This is a genomic window from Haemophilus influenzae (genome assembly GCF_003494325.1).
Classification (GTDB): Bacteria; Pseudomonadota; Gammaproteobacteria; order Enterobacterales; family Pasteurellaceae; genus Haemophilus; species Haemophilus influenzae_I.
Map to the genome: position 1 here is coordinate 587,586 of NZ_QQIK01000001.1, position 25,061 is coordinate 612,646.

At 37.4% G+C, this 25,061-nt stretch carries 23 protein-coding genes; 15 read left to right on the top strand and 8 right to left on the bottom strand.

Annotated elements, in window-relative coordinates; translation table 11 throughout:
- Positions 1-2: 2 nt before the first annotated feature.
- The 3 genes from DV356_RS03045 (at position 3) to pepN (ending at position 4,747) form a co-directional block, all read left to right on the top strand.
- Positions 3-674 carry a fimbrial protein gene (locus DV356_RS03045; protein WP_116945185.1) on the top strand — a complete coding sequence of 224 codons (672 nt, stop codon included), beginning with the start codon at positions 3-5 and terminating at the stop codon, positions 672-674.
- A gap of 23 nt (positions 675-697) precedes the next feature.
- Positions 698-2,011 carry a fimbrial protein gene (locus DV356_RS03050; RefSeq protein WP_118806487.1) on the top strand — a complete coding sequence of 438 codons (1,314 nt, stop codon included), beginning with the start codon at positions 698-700 and terminating at the stop codon, positions 2,009-2,011.
- A 126-nt stretch (positions 2,012-2,137) separates the two neighbouring features.
- Positions 2,138-4,747, top strand: a complete 2,610-nt coding sequence (gene pepN, locus DV356_RS03055; RefSeq protein WP_118806488.1) for an aminopeptidase N — start codon at positions 2,138-2,140, stop codon at positions 4,745-4,747.
- A gap of 71 nt (positions 4,748-4,818) precedes the next feature.
- On the opposite strand, the gene ribE is transcribed toward pepN, so the two are convergent.
- The gene (ribE, locus tag DV356_RS03060) at positions 4,819-5,433 is read right to left on the bottom strand and encodes a riboflavin synthase (RefSeq protein WP_005668349.1); all 615 of its coding nucleotides are present in this window, start codon (positions 5,431-5,433) and stop codon (positions 4,819-4,821) included.
- Positions 5,434-5,476: 43 nt separating this feature from the next.
- Between ribE and hmrM the strand changes: the two genes are divergently transcribed.
- The 3 genes from hmrM to tyrS all read left to right on the top strand — a co-directional run bounded on the left by hmrM (position 5,477) and on the right by tyrS (position 8,983).
- On the top strand, positions 5,477-6,871 hold the full coding sequence (gene hmrM, locus DV356_RS03065) for a sodium-coupled multidrug efflux MATE transporter HmrM (protein ID WP_005657016.1): 1,395 nt from the start codon (positions 5,477-5,479) through the stop codon (positions 6,869-6,871).
- An 8-nt stretch (positions 6,872-6,879) separates the two neighbouring features.
- Positions 6,880-7,596, top strand: a complete 717-nt coding sequence (gene sfsA / locus DV356_RS03070; RefSeq protein ID WP_014550863.1) for a DNA/RNA nuclease SfsA — start codon at positions 6,880-6,882, stop codon at positions 7,594-7,596.
- A gap of 199 nt (positions 7,597-7,795) precedes the next feature.
- Positions 7,796-8,983 carry a tyrosine--tRNA ligase gene (gene tyrS, locus DV356_RS03075; RefSeq protein ID WP_021035315.1) on the top strand — a complete coding sequence of 396 codons (1,188 nt, stop codon included), beginning with the start codon at positions 7,796-7,798 and terminating at the stop codon, positions 8,981-8,983.
- A 64-nt stretch (positions 8,984-9,047) separates the two neighbouring features.
- On the opposite strand, the gene DV356_RS03080 is transcribed toward tyrS, so the two are convergent.
- The 7 genes from DV356_RS03080 to DV356_RS03110 all read right to left on the bottom strand — a co-directional run bounded on the left by DV356_RS03080 (position 9,048) and on the right by DV356_RS03110 (position 15,543).
- Positions 9,048-9,995 carry a ribose-phosphate pyrophosphokinase gene (locus tag DV356_RS03080; protein WP_038439956.1) on the bottom strand — a complete coding sequence of 316 codons (948 nt, stop codon included), beginning with the start codon at positions 9,993-9,995 and terminating at the stop codon, positions 9,048-9,050.
- A gap of 1 nt (position 9,996) precedes the next feature.
- Positions 9,997-10,938 carry a 4-(cytidine 5'-diphospho)-2-C-methyl-D-erythritol kinase gene (ispE, locus tag DV356_RS03085; RefSeq protein WP_038440258.1) on the bottom strand — a complete coding sequence of 314 codons (942 nt, stop codon included), beginning with the start codon at positions 10,936-10,938 and terminating at the stop codon, positions 9,997-9,999.
- 11 nt (positions 10,939-10,949) lie between these two features.
- Positions 10,950-11,570 (bottom strand): lipoprotein insertase outer membrane protein LolB, encoded by a 621-nt coding sequence (gene lolB / locus DV356_RS03090; RefSeq protein ID WP_038439955.1) that lies wholly within the window; start codon positions 11,568-11,570, stop codon positions 10,950-10,952.
- Positions 11,571-11,641: 71 nt separating this feature from the next.
- The gene (locus DV356_RS03095; protein WP_118806489.1) at positions 11,642-12,892 is read right to left on the bottom strand and encodes a multifunctional CCA addition/repair protein; all 1,251 of its coding nucleotides are present in this window, start codon (positions 12,890-12,892) and stop codon (positions 11,642-11,644) included.
- A 6-nt stretch (positions 12,893-12,898) separates the two neighbouring features.
- Positions 12,899-13,510 carry a TIGR04211 family SH3 domain-containing protein gene (locus DV356_RS03100; protein ID WP_118806490.1) on the bottom strand — a complete coding sequence of 204 codons (612 nt, stop codon included), beginning with the start codon at positions 13,508-13,510 and terminating at the stop codon, positions 12,899-12,901.
- Between the two features lie 65 nt (positions 13,511-13,575).
- Positions 13,576-14,838: an inorganic phosphate transporter gene (locus tag DV356_RS03105; RefSeq protein ID WP_005693616.1), complete on the bottom strand. Its 1,263-nt coding sequence runs from the start codon at positions 14,836-14,838 to the stop codon at positions 13,576-13,578.
- Positions 14,839-14,862: 24 nt separating this feature from the next.
- The gene (locus DV356_RS03110) at positions 14,863-15,543 is read right to left on the bottom strand and encodes a TIGR00153 family protein (RefSeq protein ID WP_005647270.1); all 681 of its coding nucleotides are present in this window, start codon (positions 15,541-15,543) and stop codon (positions 14,863-14,865) included.
- Positions 15,544-15,765: 222 nt separating this feature from the next.
- Between DV356_RS03110 and DV356_RS03115 the strand changes: the two genes are divergently transcribed.
- The 9 genes from DV356_RS03115 (at position 15,766) to lolA (ending at position 25,051) form a co-directional block, all read left to right on the top strand.
- Positions 15,766-16,206, top strand: coding sequence for an HvfX family Cu-binding RiPP maturation protein (locus DV356_RS03115; RefSeq protein ID WP_005653243.1), 441 nt, complete (start codon positions 15,766-15,768; stop codon positions 16,204-16,206).
- A 38-nt stretch (positions 16,207-16,244) separates the two neighbouring features.
- Entirely contained in the window at positions 16,245-16,532 is a 288-nt protein-coding gene (gene hvfA / locus DV356_RS03120) for an oxazolone/thioamide-modified RiPP metallophore HvfA (RefSeq protein WP_005647268.1), read from the top strand.
- A gap of 59 nt (positions 16,533-16,591) precedes the next feature.
- Positions 16,592-17,515 (top strand): HvfB family MNIO-type RiPP peptide maturase, encoded by a 924-nt coding sequence (locus DV356_RS03125; RefSeq protein WP_192882149.1) that lies wholly within the window; start codon positions 16,592-16,594, stop codon positions 17,513-17,515.
- Positions 17,505-18,221 (top strand): HvfC family RiPP maturation protein, encoded by a 717-nt coding sequence (locus tag DV356_RS03130; protein ID WP_005653246.1) that lies wholly within the window; start codon positions 17,505-17,507, stop codon positions 18,219-18,221. Before DV356_RS03125 ends, DV356_RS03130 begins: the two co-directional genes overlap by 11 nt.
- A 323-nt stretch (positions 18,222-18,544) precedes the next feature.
- Positions 18,545-19,591 carry a CYTH domain-containing protein gene (locus DV356_RS03135; RefSeq protein ID WP_162626501.1) on the top strand — a complete coding sequence of 349 codons (1,047 nt, stop codon included), beginning with the start codon at positions 18,545-18,547 and terminating at the stop codon, positions 19,589-19,591.
- Between the two features lie 122 nt (positions 19,592-19,713).
- Positions 19,714-21,090 (top strand): DNA repair protein RadA, encoded by a 1,377-nt coding sequence (radA, locus tag DV356_RS03140; protein WP_005691269.1) that lies wholly within the window; start codon positions 19,714-19,716, stop codon positions 21,088-21,090.
- A gap of 79 nt (positions 21,091-21,169) precedes the next feature.
- Complete coding sequence (gene lrp, locus DV356_RS03145; protein WP_005664572.1) at positions 21,170-21,649, top strand: leucine-responsive transcriptional regulator Lrp; 480 nt, start codon at positions 21,170-21,172, stop codon at positions 21,647-21,649.
- Between the two features lies 1 nt (position 21,650).
- On the top strand, positions 21,651-24,416 hold the full coding sequence (locus tag DV356_RS03150; RefSeq protein WP_112074788.1) for a DNA translocase FtsK: 2,766 nt from the start codon (positions 21,651-21,653) through the stop codon (positions 24,414-24,416).
- 17 nt (positions 24,417-24,433) lie between these two features.
- Positions 24,434-25,051, top strand: a complete 618-nt coding sequence (gene lolA, locus DV356_RS03155; protein WP_005664565.1) for an outer membrane lipoprotein periplasmic chaperone LolA — start codon at positions 24,434-24,436, stop codon at positions 25,049-25,051.
- Positions 25,052-25,061: the final 10 nt, after the last annotated feature.

Sequence of the window (25,061 nt, forward strand, 5' to 3'; positions counted from 1 at the left end):
TTATGCAAAAAACACCCAAAAAATTAACCGCGCTTTTCCATCAAAAATCCACTGCTACTTGTAGTGGAGCAAATTATAGTGGAGCAAATTATAGTGGCTCAAAATGCTTTAGGTTTCATCGTCTGGCTCTGCTTGCTTGCGTGGCTCTGCTTGATTGCATTGTGGCACTGCCTGCTTATGCTTACGATGGCAGAGTGACCTTTCAAGGGGAGATTTTAAGTGATGGCACTTGTAAAATTGAAACAGACAGCCAAAATCGCACGGTTACCCTGCCAACAGTGGGAAAAGCTAATTTAAGCCACGCAGGGCAAACCGCCGCCCCTGTGCCTTTTTCCATCACGTTAAAAGAATGCAATGCAGATGATGCTATGAAAGCTAATCTGCTATTTAAAGGGGGAGACAACACAACAGGGCAATCTTATCTTTCCAATAAGGCAGGCAACGGCAAAGCCACCAACGTGGGCATTCAAATTGTCAAAGCCGATGGCATAGGCACGCCTATCAAGGTGGACGGCACCGAAGCCAACAGCGAAAAAGCCCCCGACACAGGTAAAGCGCAAAACGGCACAGTTATTCAACCCCGTTTTGACTACTTTGCTCGTTATTACGCCACAGGTGAAGCCACCGCAGGCGACGTTGAAGCCACTGCAACTTTTGAAGTGCAGTATAACTAAAATATTTATTATCCAGTGAAAAAATGAATAAGAAATCGTATATAAATCATTACTTAACTTTATTTAAAGTTACTACTTTACTATTTACTCTTTCAAGTAATCCTGTTTGGGCAAATATAAAAACAGCTCAGGGAACAACTAGTGGTTTTCCACTTCTAACAAGAACTTTCACATTTAATGGCAATTTGCAATTGAATGTGAGTGCTCTACAACCAGCTTATATTGTTTTCTCTCAAGCAAGAGATAATCTTGATACAGTACATATTCAATCTTCTGAAATTAATGCTCCAACAAATTCATTAGCTCCATTTAATAATTGGATTAATACGAAATCAGCAGTAGAGCTAGGTTATAGCTTTGCGGGCATTACTTGTACTAGTAATCCTTGCCCAACAATGAAATTACCATTATTATTTCATCCTGATCTTACTAATTTAACTCCAACTGGAAAGAAAAATTCTGATGGAGGGGAGATTTTTAAATTACATAATGAATCTAATTTAGGCGTTTCTTTTCAAATTGGAGTAAAAACGAATACTTCTCTAGATTGGGTTAATGCTAAGAATAATTTTAGTTCTCTAAAAGTTTTAATGGTGCCTTTTAATTCTAGCGATAAAATATCTTTGCATTTACGTGCTAAATTTCATTTATTAACAGATTTTTCATCGCTAAATAATGATATTACTATTGAACCTATGAATACTAGTATAGGCAAAATTAAACTTGAAACGTGGCGTGGCTCAACAGGCAATTTTTCTGTTAAATATGTAGTTGAGGATAAGGGAGATATATCTATTTTCTTTAAAACACCTAAAATTATTCTAAAAAAACAACAACGCCGATGTACTCTGAATAATGCTCCAGTGAGCCCAAATCCAGTTAAATTACGAGCGGTAAAAAAACGTGAATTGGAGGCACAAAGTGAAATGGAAGGTGGGACATTTCAGTTAAGAGTAAATTGTGACAATACCACTTATAATAAAGCCAACGGCAAATGGTTATTTCCTGTAGTGAAAGTTACTTTTACGGACGAAGATGGTACAACGAATAATGGAACAAATGACTTACTTCGCACCCAAACAGGCAGCGGACAAGCCACAGGCGTTAGCTTAAGAATCAAACGAGAAAATGGTACAGAAACCGTAAAATACGGTGCTGATTCTGCTCAAATGGGGAATGCTGGACAATTTGAATTACGAAAACAACCATCCCCTGCTGGTGGAGATCAATATGCTGAAGAAACTTTCAAAGTCTATTACGTAAAAGACTCAACAAGAGGCACCTTAATCGAAGGAAAAGTCAAAGCCGCCGCCACTTTCACAATGTCATATCAATAATAATGTAGGGTGGGAATATAAAGGCTGAAGGTTTAAACTTCAGTCTTTTTTTATAGGAAAATACCATTGCAACTTTAAGGATAAAATTTTATCCTAAGCACAATTTTTATAAGAATAGGTCAAATTATGTTAGCCAAAGCAAAATATAGAAAAGATTACAAACAACCAGATTTTACGGTCACAGACATTTATTTAGATTTTCAACTTGATCCTAAAAATACTGTGGTGACTGCAACCACAAAATTCCAACGCTTAAATAATGAAGCGACGTCTTTACGTTTAGACGGGCATAGCTTCCAGTTTTCTTCTATTAAATTTAATGGCGAGTCATTTTCTGATTATCAACAAGATGGCGAGAGTTTAACGCTCGATTTAAAAGACAAAAGTGCGGAAGAATTTGAGCTTGAAATTGTGACGTTCCTTGTGCCAGCTGAAAATACTTCATTACAAGGGTTGTATCAGTCTGGCGAGGGTATTTGTACGCAATGTGAGGCGGAAGGTTTCCGTCAAATCACTTATATGCTTGATCGTCCTGATGTGCTGGCGCGTTATACAACCAAAATTACGTCGGACAAAAGCAAATATCCATTCTTACTTTCTAATGGTAATCGTATTGCAAGTGGCGAATTAGAAGATGGTCGCCATTGGGTGGAATGGAATGATCCTTTCCCAAAACCAAGCTATTTATTTGCTTTAGTGGCGGGAGATTTTGATTTATTACAAGATAAATTTATTACTAAAAGTGGCCGTGAAGTTGCGTTAGAGCTTTATGTGGATCGCGGTAATCTTAACCGTGCAACTTGGGCAATGGAAAGTTTGAAAAAAGCGATGAAATGGGATGAAGATCGCTTTAATTTAGAATATGACTTAGATATTTATATGATCGTTGCTGTCGATTTTTTCAATATGGGTGCAATGGAAAACAAAGGGTTGAATATTTTTAATTCTAAATTTGTATTAGCCAATCCACAAACGGCAACAGATGAGGATTATCTTGCCATTGAAAGTGTGATTGCACACGAATATTTCCATAACTGGACAGGCAATCGTGTGACTTGCCGTGATTGGTTCCAATTAAGTTTGAAAGAAGGCTTAACGGTTTTTCGTGATCAAGAGTTTTCTTCAGATACAGGTTCTCGTGCAGTAAATCGCATTAATAATGTGAAATTTTTACGCACCGTGCAATTTGCCGAAGATGCAAGCCCAATGTCGCACCCAATTCGCCCTGAAAAAGTGATTGAAATGAATAACTTTTACACAGTGACAGTATATGAAAAAGGGGCGGAAGTCATTCGTATGTTGCACACTTTATTAGGGGAGCAAGGCTTTCAAAAAGGCATGCAACTTTATATTGCTGAAAACGATGGCAAAGCGGCAACCTGTGAAGACTTTGTTTCTGCGATGGAACGTGCAAATAACCTCGATTTAAACCAATTCCGCCGTTGGTATAGCCAATCGGGTACACCAGAATTATTGATTAGTGATGCTTATGACGAAAAAACGCATACTTATCGTTTAACGGTTTCACAATCCACACCTCCAACTGCTGATCAAATGGAAAAAGTGAATTTACATATTCCATTAAAAATTGCGCTTTATGATGCGAACGGCACGAAACAAATGCTACAACAGAATGGCGAGTTGTTGAGTGATGTATTAAATGTCACTGAAAAAGACCAAGTCTTTGAGTTTCATGGCATTTACGGTCGCCCCGTTCCCGCATTGCTATGTGATTTCTCCGCGCCAGTAAAACTGGATTATGATTATAAAACGGAGCAGTTATTAGGCTTGCTGAAATTTGCAGATAATCAATTTATCCGTTGGGATGCGGCTCAGATGTTATTTACGCAAGAATTACGTCGTAATGTTGTGCGTTTCCAACAAGGCGAGGCTTTAGAAATTTCGTCTGAAATTTTGACCGCACTTTCTTATGTTCTGAACCATTATGAGAAAGATATTGAACTAGCAACCTTAATTCTCACTTTACCAAAAGAAATAGAATTTACCGAGGGTTTCAAAACCATCGATCCTGATGGTATTTCAGCCGCAAGAGTATTTATGCAAGCTCAAATTGCCGAGACTTTAAAAGATGATTTCTTGCGTGTTTATACCCATATTCGTCTCGATGAATATCAAGTTACGCAACAAGACATCGCCTTGCGTGCAATGCGTAATCTTTGCTTAACTTATTTGGCTTACACCAATTTGGGCAATAATCTAGTCCAAAAACACTACAATAATGCGAATAATATGACAGATACATTGGCTGCATTAAGTGTTGCAACTAAAGCATCATTACCTTGCAGAGATGCGTTGTTAGCTGATTTTGAACAAAAATGGCAACACGATGGATTAGTGATGGATAAATGGTTTGCATTACAAGCCACTCGCCCAGATGAAAATGTGTTGGAAATTATTCAGTTATTAATGGATCACCCAAGTTTTAACTTTAATAATCCAAACCGTTTACGTGCATTAGTAGGTAGCTTTGCAAATCACAATTTAAAAGCATTTCACAACGTAAGCGGTTCTGGCTACCGTTTCTTAACGGATGTTTTAATCCGTTTAAATGAAAGTAATCCACAAGTGGCAGCGCGTTTAATTGAGCCATTAATTCGATTTTCTCGCTTTGATGCTCAACGCCAAACGCTGATGAAACGTGCTTTAGAACGCCTAAGCATTGTAGAAAATCTTTCAAAAAATTTATTTGAAAAAATTGAGAAAGCGTTGCAGTAACACTTGATGATGTGAGAATAGGCTTTATGCCTATTCTCACTTTATTCAATGGCTTAATATTTTTAAATGAACTAAAAATTTTTTGACTGCAAATAATTTTCCACCGTATCTACTATGGCTTGTGTTTGCGGATCGATTTCAATATTCACAATATCGCCTACTTTACGCTGCCCCATTAGGGTTCGTTGCAAAGTTTCAGGAATTAAATTCACACAGAATTGTGTGCCTTTTACTTCGCCAATAGTGAGGCTAATGCCATCTACCGCAACAAATCCTTTCGTTAAAATGTATTTCATTACATCTGCGTTTGGTAGCTCGAACCAAATTTGTCGGTTATTTTCACTAGCGATAATATCTGAAATTTTTGCGGTGCAATAAATATGACCAGATAATAAATGTCCGCCAATTTCCGTTCCCATTTGCATAGCACGTTCGATATTCACATAATCGCCCACTTTTACCGTGCCGAGATTTGTAATTTTTAAAGTTTCTTGCATCAGATCAAAGCTAACCAGATCGCCATTGATTTCAGTTACAGTTAAGCATACGCCGTTATTTGCTATTGATGCGCCAATTTCCAGATCTTTACGCATTTCAGGTAGTAATTTTACCACTTGTGTTCTAAAATTAGCCTTTTCTTTAATGGAGTGGATGGGGGCGGTGCCTTGTACAATTCCAGTAAACATAATTTTTTCCTTTTCTAAAAATTTTTAGCAGTATATCAAATTTATGAATTTTCGTCTTTTATCTCAATACCACGCTGATATTAAAAAGTTGATTAAAATTTCCTTGCCTATTTTATTAGCACAAATCGCACAAAACTCAATGGGATTAGCGGATACCATTATGGCGGGTCGTGTGAGTTCCACTGATATGGCAGCCATTTCTATTGGTGCTTCAATTTGGATGCCATTGATGCTTTTTGGGCAAGGTTTATTGTTGGCATTGCCGCCTACCATTTCTTATTTAAACGGTTCAGGCCAACGCCATCGCATTGCCCATCAAGTTCGCCAAGGCATTTGGCTTGTGTTAGGCGTGAGTATTCCTTTAGGTTTGCTGATTTATTTCTGTGAAATTCCGCTGCAATATATGCAAATGGAAAGCAAAATGTCAGATTTAGCACGGGATTATTTACATGCGATGTTGTGGGGATTGCCAGCCTATTTGATGCTGATTAATTTTCGCTGTTTAAATGATGGTATTGCTAAAACTAAGCCTGCGATGGTCATTACCTTTTTAGGTTTGCTAATTAATATTCCACTTAATTACATTTTTATTTATGGAAAATTTGGCATACCTGCTTTTGGTGCGGTGGGCTGTGGTATTGCAACAGCTATTGTGAACTGGGCAATGTGCTTAATGATGATTTTTTATTCCTATACGAATGCTCAAGAACGTTCACTAAAAGTATTTAGCCAATTAATCGAAATGCCAAATCTGAAAACACTTAAAAAATTACTGCGTTTAGGATTACCCATTGCCATTGCAATTTGTTGTGAAGTGGCGTTATTTGCACTTACGTCTTTAATGCTTTCTCCGCTGGGTGCAACTATTGTCGCAAGCCATCAAATCACATTGAATACCAGTTCTTTTATTTTTATGTTCCCTATGTCGATTGGTATGGCAGCGACGATTCTAGTTGGACAAGCGTTGGGTACAGGTTCTCCACAAAATGCGAAGAAAATTGGCTATGCCGCATTATTATTAGGGCTAACGGTGACGATTATTACTGCATTAATTACGATTTTCTTCCGTTATGAAATTGCCTCTATTTTCGTAACCGATGAAATTGTGATCGCAATGGCGGCAAATTTATTATTATTTGCCGCACTTTATCAATTTTCAGATACCATTCAAATGGTGGTTGGTGGCATTTTACGTGGCTATAAAGATACCAAAATGATTTTATACATTACCCTTTTTTCTTATTGGGTAATTGGTGTGCCACTTGGTTACACACTCGGTCGTACAGATTGGCTTATTCCACATATTGATGCGAAAGGTTTCTGGATTGCCTTTGTGGTCTCACTCACTTTTGCGGCGTTCTTACTTTCTTTGAGAATGAAAAAAATGCAAGCCATGAGCGATAACGCCATTTTACAACGTTTAGAAAAACTCAAATAAGGAACTTTATGCAACTTCCAGCTTTACAATCGGCAAAATTAATTCGTCGTTACAAACGCTTTCTTGCGGATATTGAACTACCAACTGGTGATGTGATGACAATTCATTGCGCCAATACAGGTGCGATGACTGGCTGCGGTGAAAAAGGCGATACCATTTGGTATTCACATTCTGATAGCCAAACCCGCAAATATCCCCATTCTTGGGAGCTCACACAACTTGCAAATGGACAACTTTGTTGTATCAATACGCATCGTTCTAATCAGCTTGTCTTTGAAGCATTGCAAAATAAACAAATCAAAGAATTAGCAATGTATGATGAAATTTATCCTGAAGTGAAATACGGCGAAGAAAATAGCCGAATTGATTTCTTACTAAAAGGCGAGGGTTTGCCTGATTGTTATGTAGAAGTGAAATCAATCACGCTTGTAAAAGGTAATTTAGGTATGTTCCCCGATGCGGTTACTACGCGTGGACAAAAACACGTTCGTGAATTACTCGCAATGAAAAAACAAGGTCATAGAGCAGTGGTGCTATTTGCTGGGTTACATAATGGGTTTGATCGTTTCAAAATCGCAGAATATATTGATCCTGAATATGATCGCTTATTAAAAGAAGCAATGGAACAAGGTGTTGAAGCCTATGCTTATGTGGGACAATTTGAAATTTCTAATGAAATTCCTACCGCACTTTCTTTGATAGAATCGGTGCCTTATATAAAATAATATTTTTTTGAGAATTATTTTCATTTATTTATTGACAACATTATTGATAACAATTATCATCTAATCATTCCAACAACAATATTAGATAATCACTCCAACATTCCCGCCTATTTCCCCACAAATAGGCGTTTTTTTTATTCACAAATCGCCAAGAATCCCTATAATAAAACCTTTCAAAAAACATAATTAGGAAGTAATAATGACTGACATTAATACCGTTCTCGCGGAACTAAAGCGTGGTACTGATGAAATCCTTTCAGAAGCGGATTTAATCGAAAAACTGAAAGAAAATCGCCCATTAAAAGTAAAATTAGGCGCAGATCCAACCGCACCAGATATTCATTTAGGACATACTGTTGTATTAAACAAATTACGTCAATTTCAACAACTCGGTCATGAAGTCTATTTCTTAATTGGCGATTTTACTGGAATGGTGGGCGATCCATCAGGTAAAAATGCGACTCGTCCTCCGCTCAGCCGTGAAGATGTATTGCGCAATGCGGAAACCTATAAAGAGCAAATTTATAAAATTCTCGATCCTCAAAAAACCAAAATCGTCTTCAACTCTGAATGGTTAAGCAAACTTGGTACAGAAGGTATGATTCGCCTTGCAAGCAACTACACTGTTGCACGTATGCTTGAACGCGACGACTTCAAAAAACGCTTTGGCAACAACCAACCCATTGCCATCCATGAATTTATTTATCCATTACTGCAAGGCTACGATTCCGTTGCATTAGATGCAGATGTGGAACTAGGCGGTACAGACCAAAAATTCAACTTACTTGTTGGTCGTGAATTACAAAAATCAGCAGGCAAAAAACCACAGGTTGCGATTACACTCCCATTACTCGTTGGCTTAGACGGCGAGAAAAAAATGTCTAAATCACTTGGTAACTATATTGGCGTAACGGAAGCACCAAGCGATATGTTCGGTAAAGTGATGTCAATTTCTGATGAACTCATGTGGGATTGGTATAACCTTCTTTCATTCCGTCCATTAAGTGAAATTGCACAATTAAAATCGGAAGTAGAAAACGGCAAAAATCCACGTGATGTAAAAATCTTATTAGCAAAAGAATTAATTGCACGTTTCCACAATGAAGAGGCAGCAAACGCTGCAGAACAAGAATTTATTAACCGTTTCCAAAAAGGCGCAATGCCTGATGAAATGCCTGAATTTACGTTTTCTGGCGAAATTGGTTTAGCCACCTTATTAAAAGAAGCTGGTCTTGTTCCTTCCACTTCTGAAGCGATTCGCTCTGCTCAACAAGGCGGTGTAAAAATCAATGGTGAAAAAGTCGATAACGTAAAAGATAATGCACCGAAAGGCACAAATGTTTACCAAGTGGGTAAACGAAAATTTGCGCGTGTGACTGTGGAATAAAATAGATAAAAAAAATACCGCACTTTGGCAATAAAAGTGCGGTATTTTTTATTGAAATTTTAATTTAGTTAAACATCGCAGAAATAGATTCTTCGTTGCTAATGCGGCGAATGGCTTCTGCCAGCATGGAAGAAAGCGTAAGCACGCGAACTTTACCGATCGCTTTTATTTCTTCTGATAGAGGAATCGTGTCAGTAACTACAACTTCATCAATGGCATCGCTGGCTAAATTTTTGGCTGCTGCACCAGAGAAAACGGCGTGAGTTGCATAAGCAAAAACACGTTTTGCACCACGTTCTTTTAATGCTTCTGCCGCTTTACAAAGCGTACCGCCAGTATCAATCATATCATCAACCAAAATACAATCACGATCTGCAACATCACCGATAATATGCATCACTTGTGCTACGTTTGCACGAGGGCGACGTTTGTCAATAATAGCCATATCCGTATCATTTAATAATTTAGCGACAGCGCGAGCACGTACAACGCCGCCAATATCTGGGGAAACAACAATTGGATTTTTAAGATCAGATTTTTTCAAAATATCGTGAATTAAAACTGGCGAACCAAATACGTTGTCTACGGGAACATCAAAGAAACCTTGGATTTGTTCTGCGTGTAGGTCACAGGTTAAGACACGGTCAATACCAACAATTGAAAGTAAATCTGCCACAACTTTAGCGGTAATAGGCACACGAGCAGAACGAACACGACGATCTTGGCGAGCATAGCCGAAATAAGGAATTACGGCAGTAATACGACCAGCAGATGCGCGACGTAACGCATCTACCATCACAACCAATTCCATCAAGTTATCATTGGTTGGCGCACAAGTTGATTGGATGATAAATACATCCGCACCACGCACATTTTCATTAATTTGAACTTGAATTTCTCCATCGCTGAAACGAGCGACTGTTGCATCGCCTAGTGAAATATATAAACGTTCAGAAATACGTTTTGCAAGTTCAGGTGTAGCATTACCCGCGAAGAGTTTAATGTCAGGCATTTTATAAAACCTCAGGTTTAGATTGTCGATGAGTATGAGTTGATGATAGCTGCTTCAACATTGCGTGCAAGGGAGACACATTGAGTCCTTTAGCGACGAAACCAAAAAATGCTTCTGGTTTTTTTCTAAATACCGCTTGCGCTTCTGCTTCATGATCAAATTCAGCAAAAACACAGGCTCCCGTTCCTGTTAATCTTGCCGGCGCATATTGTAGCAACCAGTTTAACGCTTTTTCAACGTTTGAATAATGATTTATCACAACTTTTTCGCAATCGTTTTTATAAGGTTCACTCAAAAGTTGTTCGAGGGATTTTTTCGGTGTATTACGTGGTAAATTTGGATCTTGAAAGATGACAGCCGTCGATATTGAATCATCGGGTTTTAATATAACAAACCATTTTTCGGCAGGTTCACAATAAGTGATTTTTTCCCCAACGCCTTCAGCAAAAGCTGCGTGTCCATGTACAAATATTGGCACATCCGCGCCTAATGTTAATCCCAATTTTGCTAGTTCATCAATGGATAAATTGGCTTGCCATAAATAATTTAAAGCGACTAATGCGGTTGCTGCATTGGATGAACCACCACCAACACCGCCTCCCATTGGAAGAATTTTATCTAAATGAATATTCGCACCCAATTGAATATTGGCTTTTTCTTGTAAAAGTTTTGCGGCTCGATAAATTAGATTATTTTCCGTTTTTAGATTTGGAATTTCTGGCGTTAAAACAATTTGATTATCTTGTTCCCGAATACTAATGTCTAACCAATCGCCAAAATCTAAAAATTGGAAAAGCGTTTGTAATTCATGATAGCCGTTCGGCAATTTTCCATTGATATAAAGAAATAAATTCAGTTTGGCTGGGCTAGGGAAGCGTAATGGCTGCCCATTTGATTCTGTTGTATTTTGGCAAAGTGCGGTAGAAAATTGATGTGATTTCATTAATGTATTCATTAGTAAATCCACTCGTCTACGCGAATTTTTAAGGTTTGTTTCGTGCTGTCATTTTTCAGCAAAATATTTTCAGGCATCGAATTATTTGAGTGATAGGTTAGATAATCTGCCGTCCATTGAGAACCATCCACATGATAAGTAAATGCACCAAGTAAATGGTTGGTGCCAACTTGATAATCTGCATTCATTGCTGGTTGGCCTTTCAACCAATAAACTAAATGTTCTAAAGGAATGTCCATTCCAATGATCTCTTGTAATAATTGTTTCGCATTGGCTGCAGATTGTTGATTACCGTTGTTATCGGAAATTGTCATCCCGCTTTGATGCATTTGAATCAACAGGGTAGATTTACTGATTAAAGAATAGAGTTTAAGCGTATAAGATTTTGGATTTTGGTATTGCCATTCAAAGCGGCTAGAAAAACGTTCTGTAGGACTGATATAACCAATTTGTCCTTTGGCTTGATAGGATTGAATTTTTTGAATCTTTTGTAAATGTTGTTGCCATATCGCATCCGTTTTATCAATGTATTGTACATTAGTAGGACGTTCCATATCTAATGTGCAAGCGGTTAGAATCGCAGTGACAAAAAGTGCGGTGAGAAATTTAAACGTTTTCATATTATTCATCAAGTTAATAAGCTCGCATATTTTAAGGATTTAGTTTAATTGAGTAAAGTTACTTTTATTTGTTAATTTGTTGGGTAATTCGTTTTTGTTTGTTTAACCGCTAAGATTCTTCGTTTCGTTAATTCATTTTTGATTGCTTGTTTCTCAAATCCATCGGCAATAACTTGCTGTACATCTACTTCATTTGCCGTATGTAATAACTGATTGATGTAATCTATTTGTGGATAGTCTTTAGTTTCAAAACCAGTTCTACCTCGAGTATCAGCTAGACATACTTGTAGAAATTCTTGAAAGCGTTGTGGTTTTCTCCACACATCAAAACGATTAAACAGCGTTATGACGGTTTCAGCTCGAAGCTCAAAGGCTTTGTGAATATGCGTGTGAAATTCACAAGTCAGTTCTGCAAGTTCTTGAAAATAACTTGGAACCTTCAAGCGTTTGCACAATGATCTAGTCGGTTTTATGCCAGCTTGTTCATGCCCATAATGATGAGGAAGAATATTTTGAGGTGTAAGAGCCTTGCCAAGATCGTGACAAATTGCGGCAAAACGAACCGCACTTTTATTTAGGATAGGGTTATTTTCAGTCAAATTAACCGCTTGTTTTAATACCAACATGGTATGAATAAAACTATCCACTTCGGGATGATGTTTTACTGGATTTGGCACCCCATGAAGGGCATCGATTTCAGAAAATAAAACGCTTAATGCGCCTGTTTTATGTAAGGTTTCAAAATAAATTTCAGGATTTTTTTCGTTTAAGGCTTTTTCTGTTTCTAGCCAAACGCGTTCCGCCGTGAGATGTTGTAATTCTCCCGATAGGGCAAGTTCTGCCATTAGGGATAGTGTTTCTGATGCGATTTTAAAACCGAGAGAATGATAACGGGCTGCAAAGCGTGCCACGCGCAATACTCGTAAAGGATCTTCTGAAAAAGCGGGAGAAATATGGCGCAAAATTCGATTTTCTAAATCTTGTTTTCCACCATAAGGATCGATAATTTCACCGTCTTCGCTTTGAGCCATCGCGTTAATAGTGAGATCTCGTCGAATTAAATCTTGTTCTAATGTGATTGTTGGGGAGAAATCACAAATAAAGCCCGTGTAACCTGCGCTAGATTTACGTTCTGTTCGGGCAAGCGCATATTCTTCTTTTGTTTTAGGATTGAGAAAAACTGGAAAATCTTTGCCTACTTGCTGATAACCGAGAGAGAGTAGCGTAGCGGGGTCTGTGCCTACCACAATCCAATCACGATCTTTTACTGGTAACCCCAATAATTGATCACGAACAGCCCCTCCAACCAAATAAACTTTCATTCGTGATTATGCCCAACCATCACGACGGCGACGTTTTGGTAACACATAAGGAATGAGCAAGCCGAAGAGTAAGCCTACGCCTAATACTGAACCGCCATAAATAAACCATTGGATCGCAATTTCTCGTTTACCTGCATCAAGTATCGCTTCTAAATCACGATTTTTATTTTTGGTCATTTCAAGTTCACGTTTCAATTGTGAATTTTGTTCTAAAAGATCCGCACTTTGTTGCTCAGCTTGTTTGGTTCGACGTTGCATTTCGACGGTACGTTGCTGCCAATCGCCATCTAAACGACTAAGTTTTAAGGTTAATTCTTGGACTTGCGCTTTTAATTTTGGATTTTCTTCTTTACTACTTGGCGTACTGCTTAAGTCTGAATTTAAAATCCAAGCTTCACGATTTTTATTGTCGCGAATGAGTGTGTATTTGCCTTGGCGATCTAATACATTTACCGTTTCGCCCGCTTGAATTGAACCTGCAATTTTAAATTGTTCACCAGCACCACGACGTAAGAATGTACTTAAATTTTCAGTAACATATTGGGTTTCCGCATAAGCAACATTTATTGATGTGCTTAAAAGTAAAGATGAGATTAAGGCTTTATAGATCTTTTTCATTTTTTCCCCTTAAACATCACAACAAAAGTGCGGTTAAAATTAACCGCACTTTTTATTGAGATCAATTAATTAAAGATAGTTCTTAGCACATAGAAAATAATGATGGCGAAAAATGCGCCTGCTGGTAATGTGACGATCCAAGAACTAATGATATTTCGAATAACCGTTAAATTCAGCGCTGCGATACCACGTGCAAAGCCGATACCTAAAATAGCTCCAACAAGTGTTTGTGTTGTTGAGATGGGTAAGCCTGTGCCTGATGCTACGACAACGGTCATCGCTGTAGCAAATTGAGCGGCAAAACCACGGCTTGGCGTTAAATCGGTGATCCCAGATCCAACAGTCGCCATCACTTTTTGTCCCATAGTAATTAAGCCCACAGCAATACCTAATGCACCTAAGGGTAAAATCCACCAAGTTAAGGCTCCACCTGAAACAATTTTACCGCCTTCATTTACAATAGAGACCACTGCAGAAAGAGGGCCAATTGCATTGGCTACGTCATTAGAACCGTGCGCAAATGCCATCGCACAAGCGGTTAATAACATTAAAATACTGAAGACTTTTTCTACTGCACCAAAAGTGCCTTTGTTTGCTGATTGAGTGAAGATTTTGCTTTTAAAATAGAAATGGAAGAAAAACATTCCGATAAGACTGATGGCAAGTGAAATGATTAAAGTTTCACTGTTTGAAAGATTTAAGCCTACGTGTTTTAAGCCTTTTTTCATCGTCACGATACAAAGTACAAACACGGTTATCCCCATATAATAAGGGCCATATTTTTGTGCATTTTTTAGTGGTTGTTCGGTATCAAAAATAAGTTTTTGCGTACTTGCAAAGATCGCATAAGCCAAAATACCCGCAATGACAGGCGTGACAAACCAGCTACCAACGATGCTGCCAATCTTTGACCAATCTACAGAACTAGGGCCAATCGTAATACAGGCAAATCCAATAATTGCACCAATAATAGTGTGTGTACCAGAAACTGGCCAACCCATTTTGGTTGCAATAAATAACCAAGCACCCGATGCAAATAAGGTTGAAAGCATACCTAGAGCTAAAATATCTGGCGTATCGACAAATTGTATTGGATCGATTACACCACTTTTAATGGTTTGTGTTACTTCACCACCTGCTAGATAGGCACCAGCAGATTCAAAAATTAATGCGATAATAATTGCTTGTTTGGCGGTTATGGTACCAGATCCTACTGATGTTCCCATTGAGTTTGAGACATCATTCGCTCCAATTCCGAACGCCATAAAAAAGCCAAAGACTGCTGTGATCCACACCAACCAAGAACCATATTGACTAATAATTTCCATAGTTTATTTCCTATGTTTTGTTGATTATGAACGCGCGAGCATTAATTCAATGCGCGAACCGACACGTTGTGCTTGGTCAGCCAAAACGCCAACCCATTCAATAATTTTATATAAGAACATTACATCAATTGGATTATAACGGCTTTCGATGGTGTAAAGCATTTTACGCAATTTGATTTGCATTTGGTCTGTATCATCTTCAATTGAATCAAGTTCTTGAATCATATCATTGACTAATTTGAGTTCACGACCTTTAAAACCCGTTTCTAATAGCTTATCCATTTCTTCTATTACTCGGTGAGCTTGATGAATAGCATCTAAACTTCGTTTTACGTAATGTAAGAATTCTTCTTGCATTTCTTCAGGAATACCAAATTGACGACCAATCATACGGCCTGCAATATCTTTGGCATAATTGGCAAGTTTATCTTGTTGCGTGACTAATTCTAAAAGATCAGTACGATCGATAGGTAAGAATAAACCACGTGGCAATTTCAATCGAATTTCACGTTTTAAACTATCTGCCTCGCGTTCACATTGAGAAATTTCTAAGCGTTTTTCTTCCGCTTGTTCCCAATTCTTTGAGAAAGTCGTTTGAAAAAAAGGAATCAAAAGATCGCTACATTCGGTCACTTTTTCAGAGTGTTTTTGTAACGGTTTGAGAGGCGAATGGGCAAATAATCCGAGAATATTATTCATTGCCATAGGTGATTTACTCCAAATTAAGGGGTTAAAAATTCGTGCGCATATTACCCGATTTTTGTTGATAGTTAAAATTTTTCAAAAAAATTTGTAAGAAAAAAGGTTTATCTTCGACTAACTAAGCAACTGGGTAATATTTCCTAGTGTGGTAAGATAAGTAACTCAATACACTTTTCGCTTTAAAAGCGAGAAAATTTGAAAGGTAAAAAAATGAAGGATTGTAAGATGCAAGGTATCGGCAGTGGCGTAAGTTTATTGATTTTACGCTTTTTTCTCGCATGGGAGTTTTTTGAATCAGGATTAGAAAAATGGAATGGACAAAATTGGTTCGCTGAAATACAAGATCGTTTTCCTTTTCCATTTAATCTTATTCCTGCCGATATTAATTGGCACGTTGCAATGGGATCAGAATTAATTTTCCCATTCTTGCTGATATTTGGGGTGCTAACACGTTTTAGTGCATTAAGTTTAACGATTTTAATCTCTGTCGCGTGGTATAGCATTCACGCCGATTCAGGTTATAACGTATGTGATAATGGTTATAAATTACCATTAATTTATGTGGTGACTTTATTAATCTTAATTACGCAGGGAGCAGGGAAACTCTCTTTAGACACGCTTATTAAGAAGGTTTATCCAACTAAAAGCTGGTTGAAATTTCTCTAATTATTTATTTAAAATTCAAACTCTAGGAGATTATTCAAATGAAAAAATTAGCAACATTAACAGCATTAGCAGGTGCATTAACGATGGCAGTAGCGACAGCAGCACAGGCTGAATCAAAGTCAAGCAGTACTGATAATACAGCAACACCTTGTGTGGGCGATAAATGTGTCAAAACAAAAGCTGCAGAAGGTAAATGTGGTGAAGGCAAATGCGGTGCAGACAAAGCTAAATCTGCTGAAGGTAAATGTGGCGAGGGTAAATGTGGTGCGAGCAAACCGAAAGCTGCTGAAGGCAAATGTGGCGAAGGTAAATGCGGTTCTAAATAAGAATAATAATTATGCTGGCGTAACAATTTATGCCAGCTTTTATTAAAAAGGAGTTAATTATGAAATTACAAGGCGCTGGACTAGGTTATCGTCGGAATTTAGCTGAGGATTTTTTACAACTTCCCTCAAATAACGCTATTCAATTTATTGAAGTCGCACCAGAAAATTGGAGTAAAATGGGGGGAATGGCACGTTATCAATTTGATCAAGCAGCAGAAAGATTTCCGTTAGCAGTACACGGTCTTTCACTTTCTTTAGGTGGGCAAGCACCACTTGATCGCGAATTACTCCGTAATACGAAAGCATTAATTAATCAATATAATTCGTCTTTCTTTTCTGAACATTTAAGTTATTGTGAATGTGAAGGGCATTTATATGATTTATTACCTATGCCATTTACAGAAGAAGCAGTAAAACACGTTGCACAACGAATACGTGATGTGCAAGATTTCTTAGGATTACAAATTTCATTAGAAAATACTTCTTATTATTTGCATTCTCCTACTAGCACAATGAATGAAGTGGAATTTTTAAATGCTATCGCACAAGAGTCTGATTGTGGCATTCATTTAGATGTGAATAATATTTATGTTAATGGTGTTAATCACGGATTGCTTGATCCTTATATCTTTTTAGATCAAGTTGATGTTAAACGTGTTAATTACATTCATATTGCAGGGCACGATGAAGAACATTCTGCTGCACAAGTTGTAGAGAATTCAGCAAATGAATCATTTAATAAAGTAAAAGGAGCATATCGCCATTTACCTGAATTATTAATTGATACACACGGAGAAGCTGTAAAAGGCACTGTATGGGATTTACTCGAATATGCCTATCAACGACTACCTACGATTCCCCCAACCTTATTGGAGCGTGATTTCAACTTCCCACCATTTGCAGAACTTTACGCCGAAGTTGAGCATATTGCACAATTACAGCAAAAATACGCTCACACAGAGGTAATGTCTTATGCAGCCTAAGTCATCATTGAAAGAAACTCAGCAAGCATTGGCAAATGCTATTCGGTTAGGTAATGCAGATCCTTTAAATGGTTATGCTGAAAGCCGTTTAGCGGTATATACACGTTTAGTTCGTAATAATGCTTTTGGTTTTATTGATCGTTGTTTTGTTGAAGCACCATTGCATATTGAGCCAGAGTATTGGAAAAATGCTAAAGAAAATTTTGTGCAAAATGGTAATGCCCATTCTCCTTATTTCCAAGATATTGCAGGAGAATTTCTCTTGTTTTGTCAAGAAAAAGAGATATTTGATACAAATATATTGGCATTGATGGATTTTGAAAATACACAATTACTCGCAGAAGTTTCTTTAGCCAAAGTGCCTGAAAAATTTGAGTGGAATAGACATAGCGTAATGCAATTATCTGGCGCAGCTTATTTAAAAAGTTATGACGTTGATTTTTTATCAAGTGACTTTAAACAATTTGATGACACGCCAATTCAAGCTATTATATGGCGTGATAGTGATTTTAGGATTCAGCAACAAATCCTTTCAGAGTTAGATTACTGGTTGTTAAGTTATCTACAAGAACAACCAAATTCATTAGAAAATGTTTTGTCTGCTCTTAATACAATGGTTGAAGACAGTACCTCAATAATCCCATTATTAGAGCAAGTATGGATGAAATGGGTTACATCTGAAGTAATTTACCCCGAACAAAGATAAAATTTTTGAAAATGCTGAGTAAGATGAAAATATTCATATTTTCATCTTACTTATTTTAATTGACATTTCACAATTATTGCTAATTTAGATTAGTAAATATTCACATTTTAATCTGGCTTTGTTATTTAAAATTATCAATATTATCCGATGAAATCTGTTTATGTTTTTCGGATTATTTTTTTATTTAAAAGTCGCAATATTTTAATCACAATAAATAAAAATTCATTTATAGCTATTTAATATGTAAAGTAAAACACCACAAAAATCTTGATTTATTTCTATTGTATTGTATATTTAACCAGTTAATTTAAATGGAGAATATTATGTTACAAGAAATTGAATTAAAATTGGCGATTTCGCCACAAATAGGTATTGAATTGCCACAATATCTTGCAAAATTTACGATTTTAGAACATCAAAATTTATTTTTGGGTAACACCTATTATGATTATCCCGATCATTTTCTTGCTAAACAAAAAATGGGGTTGCGTATTCGTCAAGAAGATCAAGAACTTACATTAACGCTTAAAACTAACGGCGAAGTTGTTGGTGGATTGCATAGTCGCCCAGAATATAATTTACCATTAACCGAAAAAGAAACGCCAACCAATGCCCAATTAAGAGTACTTTATCCTTTTGAACAATTACCTAGCTCTACACTACAACCTATTTTCTCCACAGATTTTAACCGCACTTTTTGGTTAGTTGAATTTCAACAATCTAAAATTGAAGTGGCATTCGATCAAGGCAAAATTATTGCAGGCGAATATGAGCAACCTATCAGTGAAATTGAGTTTGAATTGAAATCTGGCAATGTGCAGGATCTTTTTGATTTTGTGGAAACTTTGCCGTTCGAAAGAGATATTTATTTTAGTAGTGCAAGTAAAGCGAAGCGTGGTTATTTGCTGGGCTCAAAACAATTTTTGACGGATTGGCTCAATAAATGGCGTGATTTCTTAGAAGAAGAACGAGAAGAAAGTGCGGTAGATTTTTGTGCAAAATTTAATTCCGTGTTGAAAATGGAACAGAAACTTTTGGAAGAAACCTTATCATTTTCTCCCACACTTTTTAGCCAAGATTTTATGAAAACAGTGGAGCGAGTTGGGGCATTTTTTAATCTTTATCATTATTATGATGAAAATGGGAAAATCTTAGAAGCGGTGGTAACAGAGAAACAAGAAAAAACTCGCTTACCAGCTTTGTTAGAAAGCAATCAGAAAATTTTTGCTGAAATCCGTGATTTAATTCGTTTTCATAGTGAAACGAAAGACAATGAAAAAACTATTGAAAAATTGACCGCACTTTTGAAAAGTCGAGTTTATTTTGAGCGAATGATCAAATTAATGGAATTATCTTATGACCTAGGGTAGGTATACCCTAGGCTAATCTCAGTGTTACCCCGTTGAGGCGGCTTGATATTCCCCAAAGGGGGAATCACTAGAGCTATAATTAACCGTGGGTACACTTACCCACGGCAAATACGGAGAATAAAATGGCTAAAGCCCCGAAAACAGCTTATGTATGTAACGATTGTGGTGCGGAGTTTTCTCGTTGGCAAGGGCAATGTTCCGCTTGTAAAGCGTGGAATACAATTACGGAAGTGCGGTTAATTTCCACGGCAAAATCAAAAAATGATCGTTTTAGTGGCTATGCGGGTGAAACTCAGGCAAAAATTCAAACGCTCTCTGAAATTAGTTTGCAAGAAACACCACGTTTTTCCAGTGGTTTTAGTGAATTAGATAGGGTACTGGGCGGCGGGATCGTACCGGGTAGTGCGATTTTAATTGGTGGGCATCCTGGAGCAGGGAAAAGTACATTGTTACTACAGGTTATGTGTGGTTTGGCAAAAAATATGACCGCACTTTATGTAACGGGAGAGGAATCATTACAACAGGTTGCTATGCGCGCAAGCCGATTGGGATTGCCAAATGATCAATTAAAAATGTTGTCAGAAACCTCTGTGGAACAGATTTGTAATTTAGCGGATCAATTAAAACCGCAAATTATCGTGGTGGATTCTATCCAAGTAATGCATTTGGCAGATATTCAATCATCGCCAGGCAGTGTAGCTCAAGTGCGTGAATGCGCTTCTTTTCTCACTCGTTATGCAAAAACTCGCCAAGTGGCGATTATTATGGTTGGACACGTTACGAAAGACGGAACCCTTGCAGGGCCTAAAGTGTTAGAGCATGCCATTGACTGTTCATTGTTATTAGAAGGCGAAGCCGATTCTCGTTATCGTACTTTGCGTAGCCATAAAAACCGTTTTGGTGCAGTCAATGAATTAGGTGTATTTGGAATGACAGAGCAGGGTTTGCGCGAAGTGAAAAATCCATCGGCGATCTTTTTAAGTCGTGGTGATGAAATTACGTCAGGCAGTTCTGTTATGGTACTTTGGGAGGGTACTCGTCCTCTTTTAGTTGAAATTCAAGCCTTGGTGGATCATTCAATGCTGGCAAATCCTCGCCGTGTTGCGGTGGGATTAGAGCAAAATCGCTTAGCACTATTATTGGCGGTGTTACATCGACATGGTGGCTTACAAATGGCGGATCAAGATGTTTTTGTAAATGTGGTTGGTGGTGTAAAAGTCAGTGAAACCAGTGCAGATTTAGCTTTGTTGCTTGCGTTAATTTCAAGTTTCCGTAATCGCCCTTTGCCGCAAGATTTAGTGATTTTTGGCGAAGTTGGATTAGCGGGAGAAATTCGTCCTGTGCCAAGTGGACAGGAACGTATTAGCGAGGCTGCAAAACACGGTTTTAAACGTGCTATTGTTCCTTTTGGTAACAAGCCGAAAAGTGCGGTCGAAAATATGCAGGTCTTTACTGTGAAAAAACTCACGGATGCGCTCGCTGTGTTAGATAATTTATAAAAAAGTCATTGCCTACTGAAAATGAAAGGAAAATTCTGTAGAATAGTTGTTCCTTTTTATGTGCAAAGAAATAAAGAAAATGGAAAAAAAACGAAATAAAGCATTGGATGCGATAGATATAAAAATTCTGAATGAATTACAACGCAACGGTAAGATTTCCAATATCGATTTGTCGAAAAAAGTGGGGCTTTCGCCAACACCTTGTTTAGAACGAGTTAAACGTTTGGAAAAACAAGGTGTGATTATGGGGTATCGCGCACTGTTAAATCCAGAATTATTGGATGCGCCATTGTTAGTGATTGTTGAAATTACATTAGTACGGGGTAAGCCTGATGTGTTTGAAGAATTTAATGCAGCGATTCAAGCGTTGGAAGAAATTCAAGAATGCCATTTGGTATCGGGCGATTTTGATTATTTATTAAAAACTCGTGTGGCAGATATGGCGGAATACCGAAAATTGCTAGGCACGACATTGTTACGTTTACCAGGTGTAAATGACACGCGCACTTATGTTGTGATGGAAGAAGTAAAACAAACCAATTTCCTTGTATTGAAATAATATGATTAAACAAATTACAGAACGATTTACGCCAAGACAGTATTTAGCGGAATTTTTGCTGGGATTAACCGCACTTTTTGGACTTTATTTGATTGTTGCTTGGTCAAGTTATACGCCCCTTGATAATTCTTGGGCAACGGCCAGTGCGTATGGAAACACAATTAATAAAGTCGGTTCATTTGGGGCGTGGATAATCGATCTTTTTTTTGTTTTTTTAGGTTATGTTGCCCATATTATTCCTTTCACCGCTTTTCTCGTACCTATTTATTTATTGAAAACAAAAGCAGTTAAACAGCTTTCCTGTACTCGAATTATTTTACGTAGTTTTGGCTTTACCATGCTGATTATTGGGCTTTGTGTAGTGAGTATGTTGCTTTTATCAAGTAATACTTTTTATTTGAGTGGCGGCGTATTGGGCGGATCGCTTGTTGTAAATTGGTTTTATCCCGTATTAGGTAAATTTGGTTCAATTTTAATTGGTTTTGTGCTTGCTTTAATTGGTTTTATTTTTTGTTCTGGCGCATCATTAATTCGATTAATTGTTGCATTTTATCATTGGCTAACAATGAAAAATGAGCAATCAGAAAATGCTGAGCAAGAAAAATCAACGGAAGAATTAGAGCAAATTGTGATTGTAAAATCAGATCGTTCAGAAACAGAAAATCTAGATCAAAATCATCTCAATGTAGAACAAAATAGTGAGATTGAAACTCAAAAATCATCTTTAGAGGCAGAAGAAAGCTCAGTTGAGCAACCTTCGCATTTAATTAATATTCATGGTTTAAATCCAGAGGTTTCTATAAAATCAGAATATGAACTCGCGAACGAAGAGAATGAAAAACCGCAATTTTCTTTTGGGTTTGATTCTGAAAGCTTGCCTAGTGTGAATTTATCGAGTGATTCAGATGAACAAAGGGTAAGCAAAAATGATTTTGTCGCAGTTTGGAATAAGCCTGTAAAAACAGTTGTTCAAGAAGATTTAGCAATTAATCAAAGTGCGGATGATTTTACTCAAGTTTCTTTGCTAACAAAAGATGAAATGCCAACAGTTTTATTAAGACCCAGTCATGAATCTTTGAATACTGAAATGGTAGATAATCATTTTGCTACTCAAGTTGATGAAAAGGTAGATTTAGAAAAAGATGGAGTGAAATTTAACGTATCCTTACAGGATGATATGGAAGCCGTTCAATTAGACAAAAATCAAGAGCCTAATTATAAAGGTTATAGCGGTAGCTTGATTCATCCTGCATTTCAACAGCAAACAACAAAACGTGAAAAACCGAGTACACCATTACCTAGTTTGGATTTGCTTTTAAAATATCCGCCAAATGAACAACGCATTACACCAGATGAAATAATGGAAATCTCACAGCGTATTGAACAACAATTACGCAATTTTAATGTAAAAGCCAGCGTAAAAGATGTGCTTGTTGGCCCTGTTGTTACGCGTTATGAATTAGAATTACAACCTGGGGTGAAAGCGTCAAAAGTCACGAGCATCGATACCGATTTAGCAAGAGCATTGATGTTTCGTTCTATTCGTGTGGCAGAGGTTATTCCAGGTAAACCTTATATTGGTATTGAAACCCCAAATCTTCATCGTCAAATGGTGCCATTACGTGATGTGTTAGATAGCAATGAATTCCGTGATAGCAAGGCAACTTTACCTATTGCTTTAGGTAAAGATATTAGTGGTAAACCAGTCATTGTTGATTTAGCGAAAATGCCACATTTATTGGTAGCAGGTTCTACGGGATCAGGTAAGTCTGTTGGTGTGAATACGATGATTCTAAGTTTACTTTATCGTGTTCAACCAGAAGATGTGAAATTTATTATGATTGATCCTAAAGTCGTCGAACTTTCTGTTTATAATGATATTCCGCATTTACTGACACCAGTTGTAACGGATATGAAAAAAGCCTCTAATGCGTTGCGTTGGTGCGTAGATGAAATGGAACGTCGTTATCAGTTGCTTTCAGCTTTACGCGTACGAAACATTGAAGGCTTTAATGAAAAAATTGATGAATACGAAGCAATGGGAATGCCTGTGCCAAATCCAATTTGGCGACCTGGCGATACGATGGATGCAATGCCACCAGCGTTGAAAAAATTGAGTTATATTGTGGTTATTGTCGATGAGTTTGCTGATTTAATGATGGTGGCCGGTAAGCAAATCGAAGAACTGATTGCACGGTTGGCACAAAAAGCGCGAGCTATTGGTATCCATTTAATTTTAGCCACACAACGCCCCTCTGTGGATGTGATTACTGGTTTAATTAAAGCAAATATTCCAAGTCGCATTGCCTTTACGGTGGCAAGTAAAATTGACTCACGTACTATTCTTGATCAAGGTGGCGCTGAGGCTCTTTTAGGTCGTGGAGATATGCTTTATTCTGGACAAGGTTCATCTGATTTAATCCGCGTACATGGAGCCTATATGAGTGATGATGAAGTCATCAATATTGCCGATGATTGGCGAGCACGCGGTAAACCTGATTATATTGATGGAATTTTAGAAAGTGCAGACGATGAGGAAAGTTCAGAAAAAGGGATATCAAGCGGTGGAGAATTAGATCCACTCTTTGATGAAGTAATGGACTTTGTTATTAATACTGGTACAACTTCAGTATCTTCTATTCAACGTAAATTCAGCGTGGGTTTTAACCGAGCAGCGCGTATTATGGATCAAATGGAAGAACAAGGGATTGTCAGCCCAATGCAAAATGGTAAGCGTGAAATTTTATCGCATCGTCCAGAATACTAATTTAAAAGGAAAGTAAAATGAAAAAAACAACCTTAAAATTTGCCGCACTTACCTTACTTGGTTTGAGTAATTTGGCATTGGCTGATGCGGCAAGTGAATTACAAATGCGTTTAGCTAAAGTCGATGTATTAAGTGCAGAATTTGTGCAAACAGTGACTTCTGGAAGTGGAAAAAATGTTCAACAAGGAAGTGGCAAACTTCAAATTAAACGCCCAAATTTATTCCGTATGGAGACTAAAACCCCTCAAGAAACCCAAATTATTTCTGATGGTAAAACCTTATGGTTCTACGATCCATTTGTGCAACAAGTGACCGCACAATGGGTAAAAGATGCGGTAAATAATACTCCTTTTGTTTTGCTTACCAGCAATGATAATAGCCATTGGCATCAATATACGGTGACACAACAAGCGGATACTTTTGTGTTAAAACCAACCTTATCCACAAGCAACATTAAGCAATTTGATATTCGTGTTGATGTTAATGGAATATTACGAAATTTCAGTACGACAGAGAAAGATGGTCAAACCAATCTTTATGTTTTACGTAATATTACTAATCAAACCTTGTCTGATAGCTTGTTCCAATTCAAGCCAGAAAAAGGCATTGAAGTTGATGATCAACGCAAAAAATAATGAATGATTA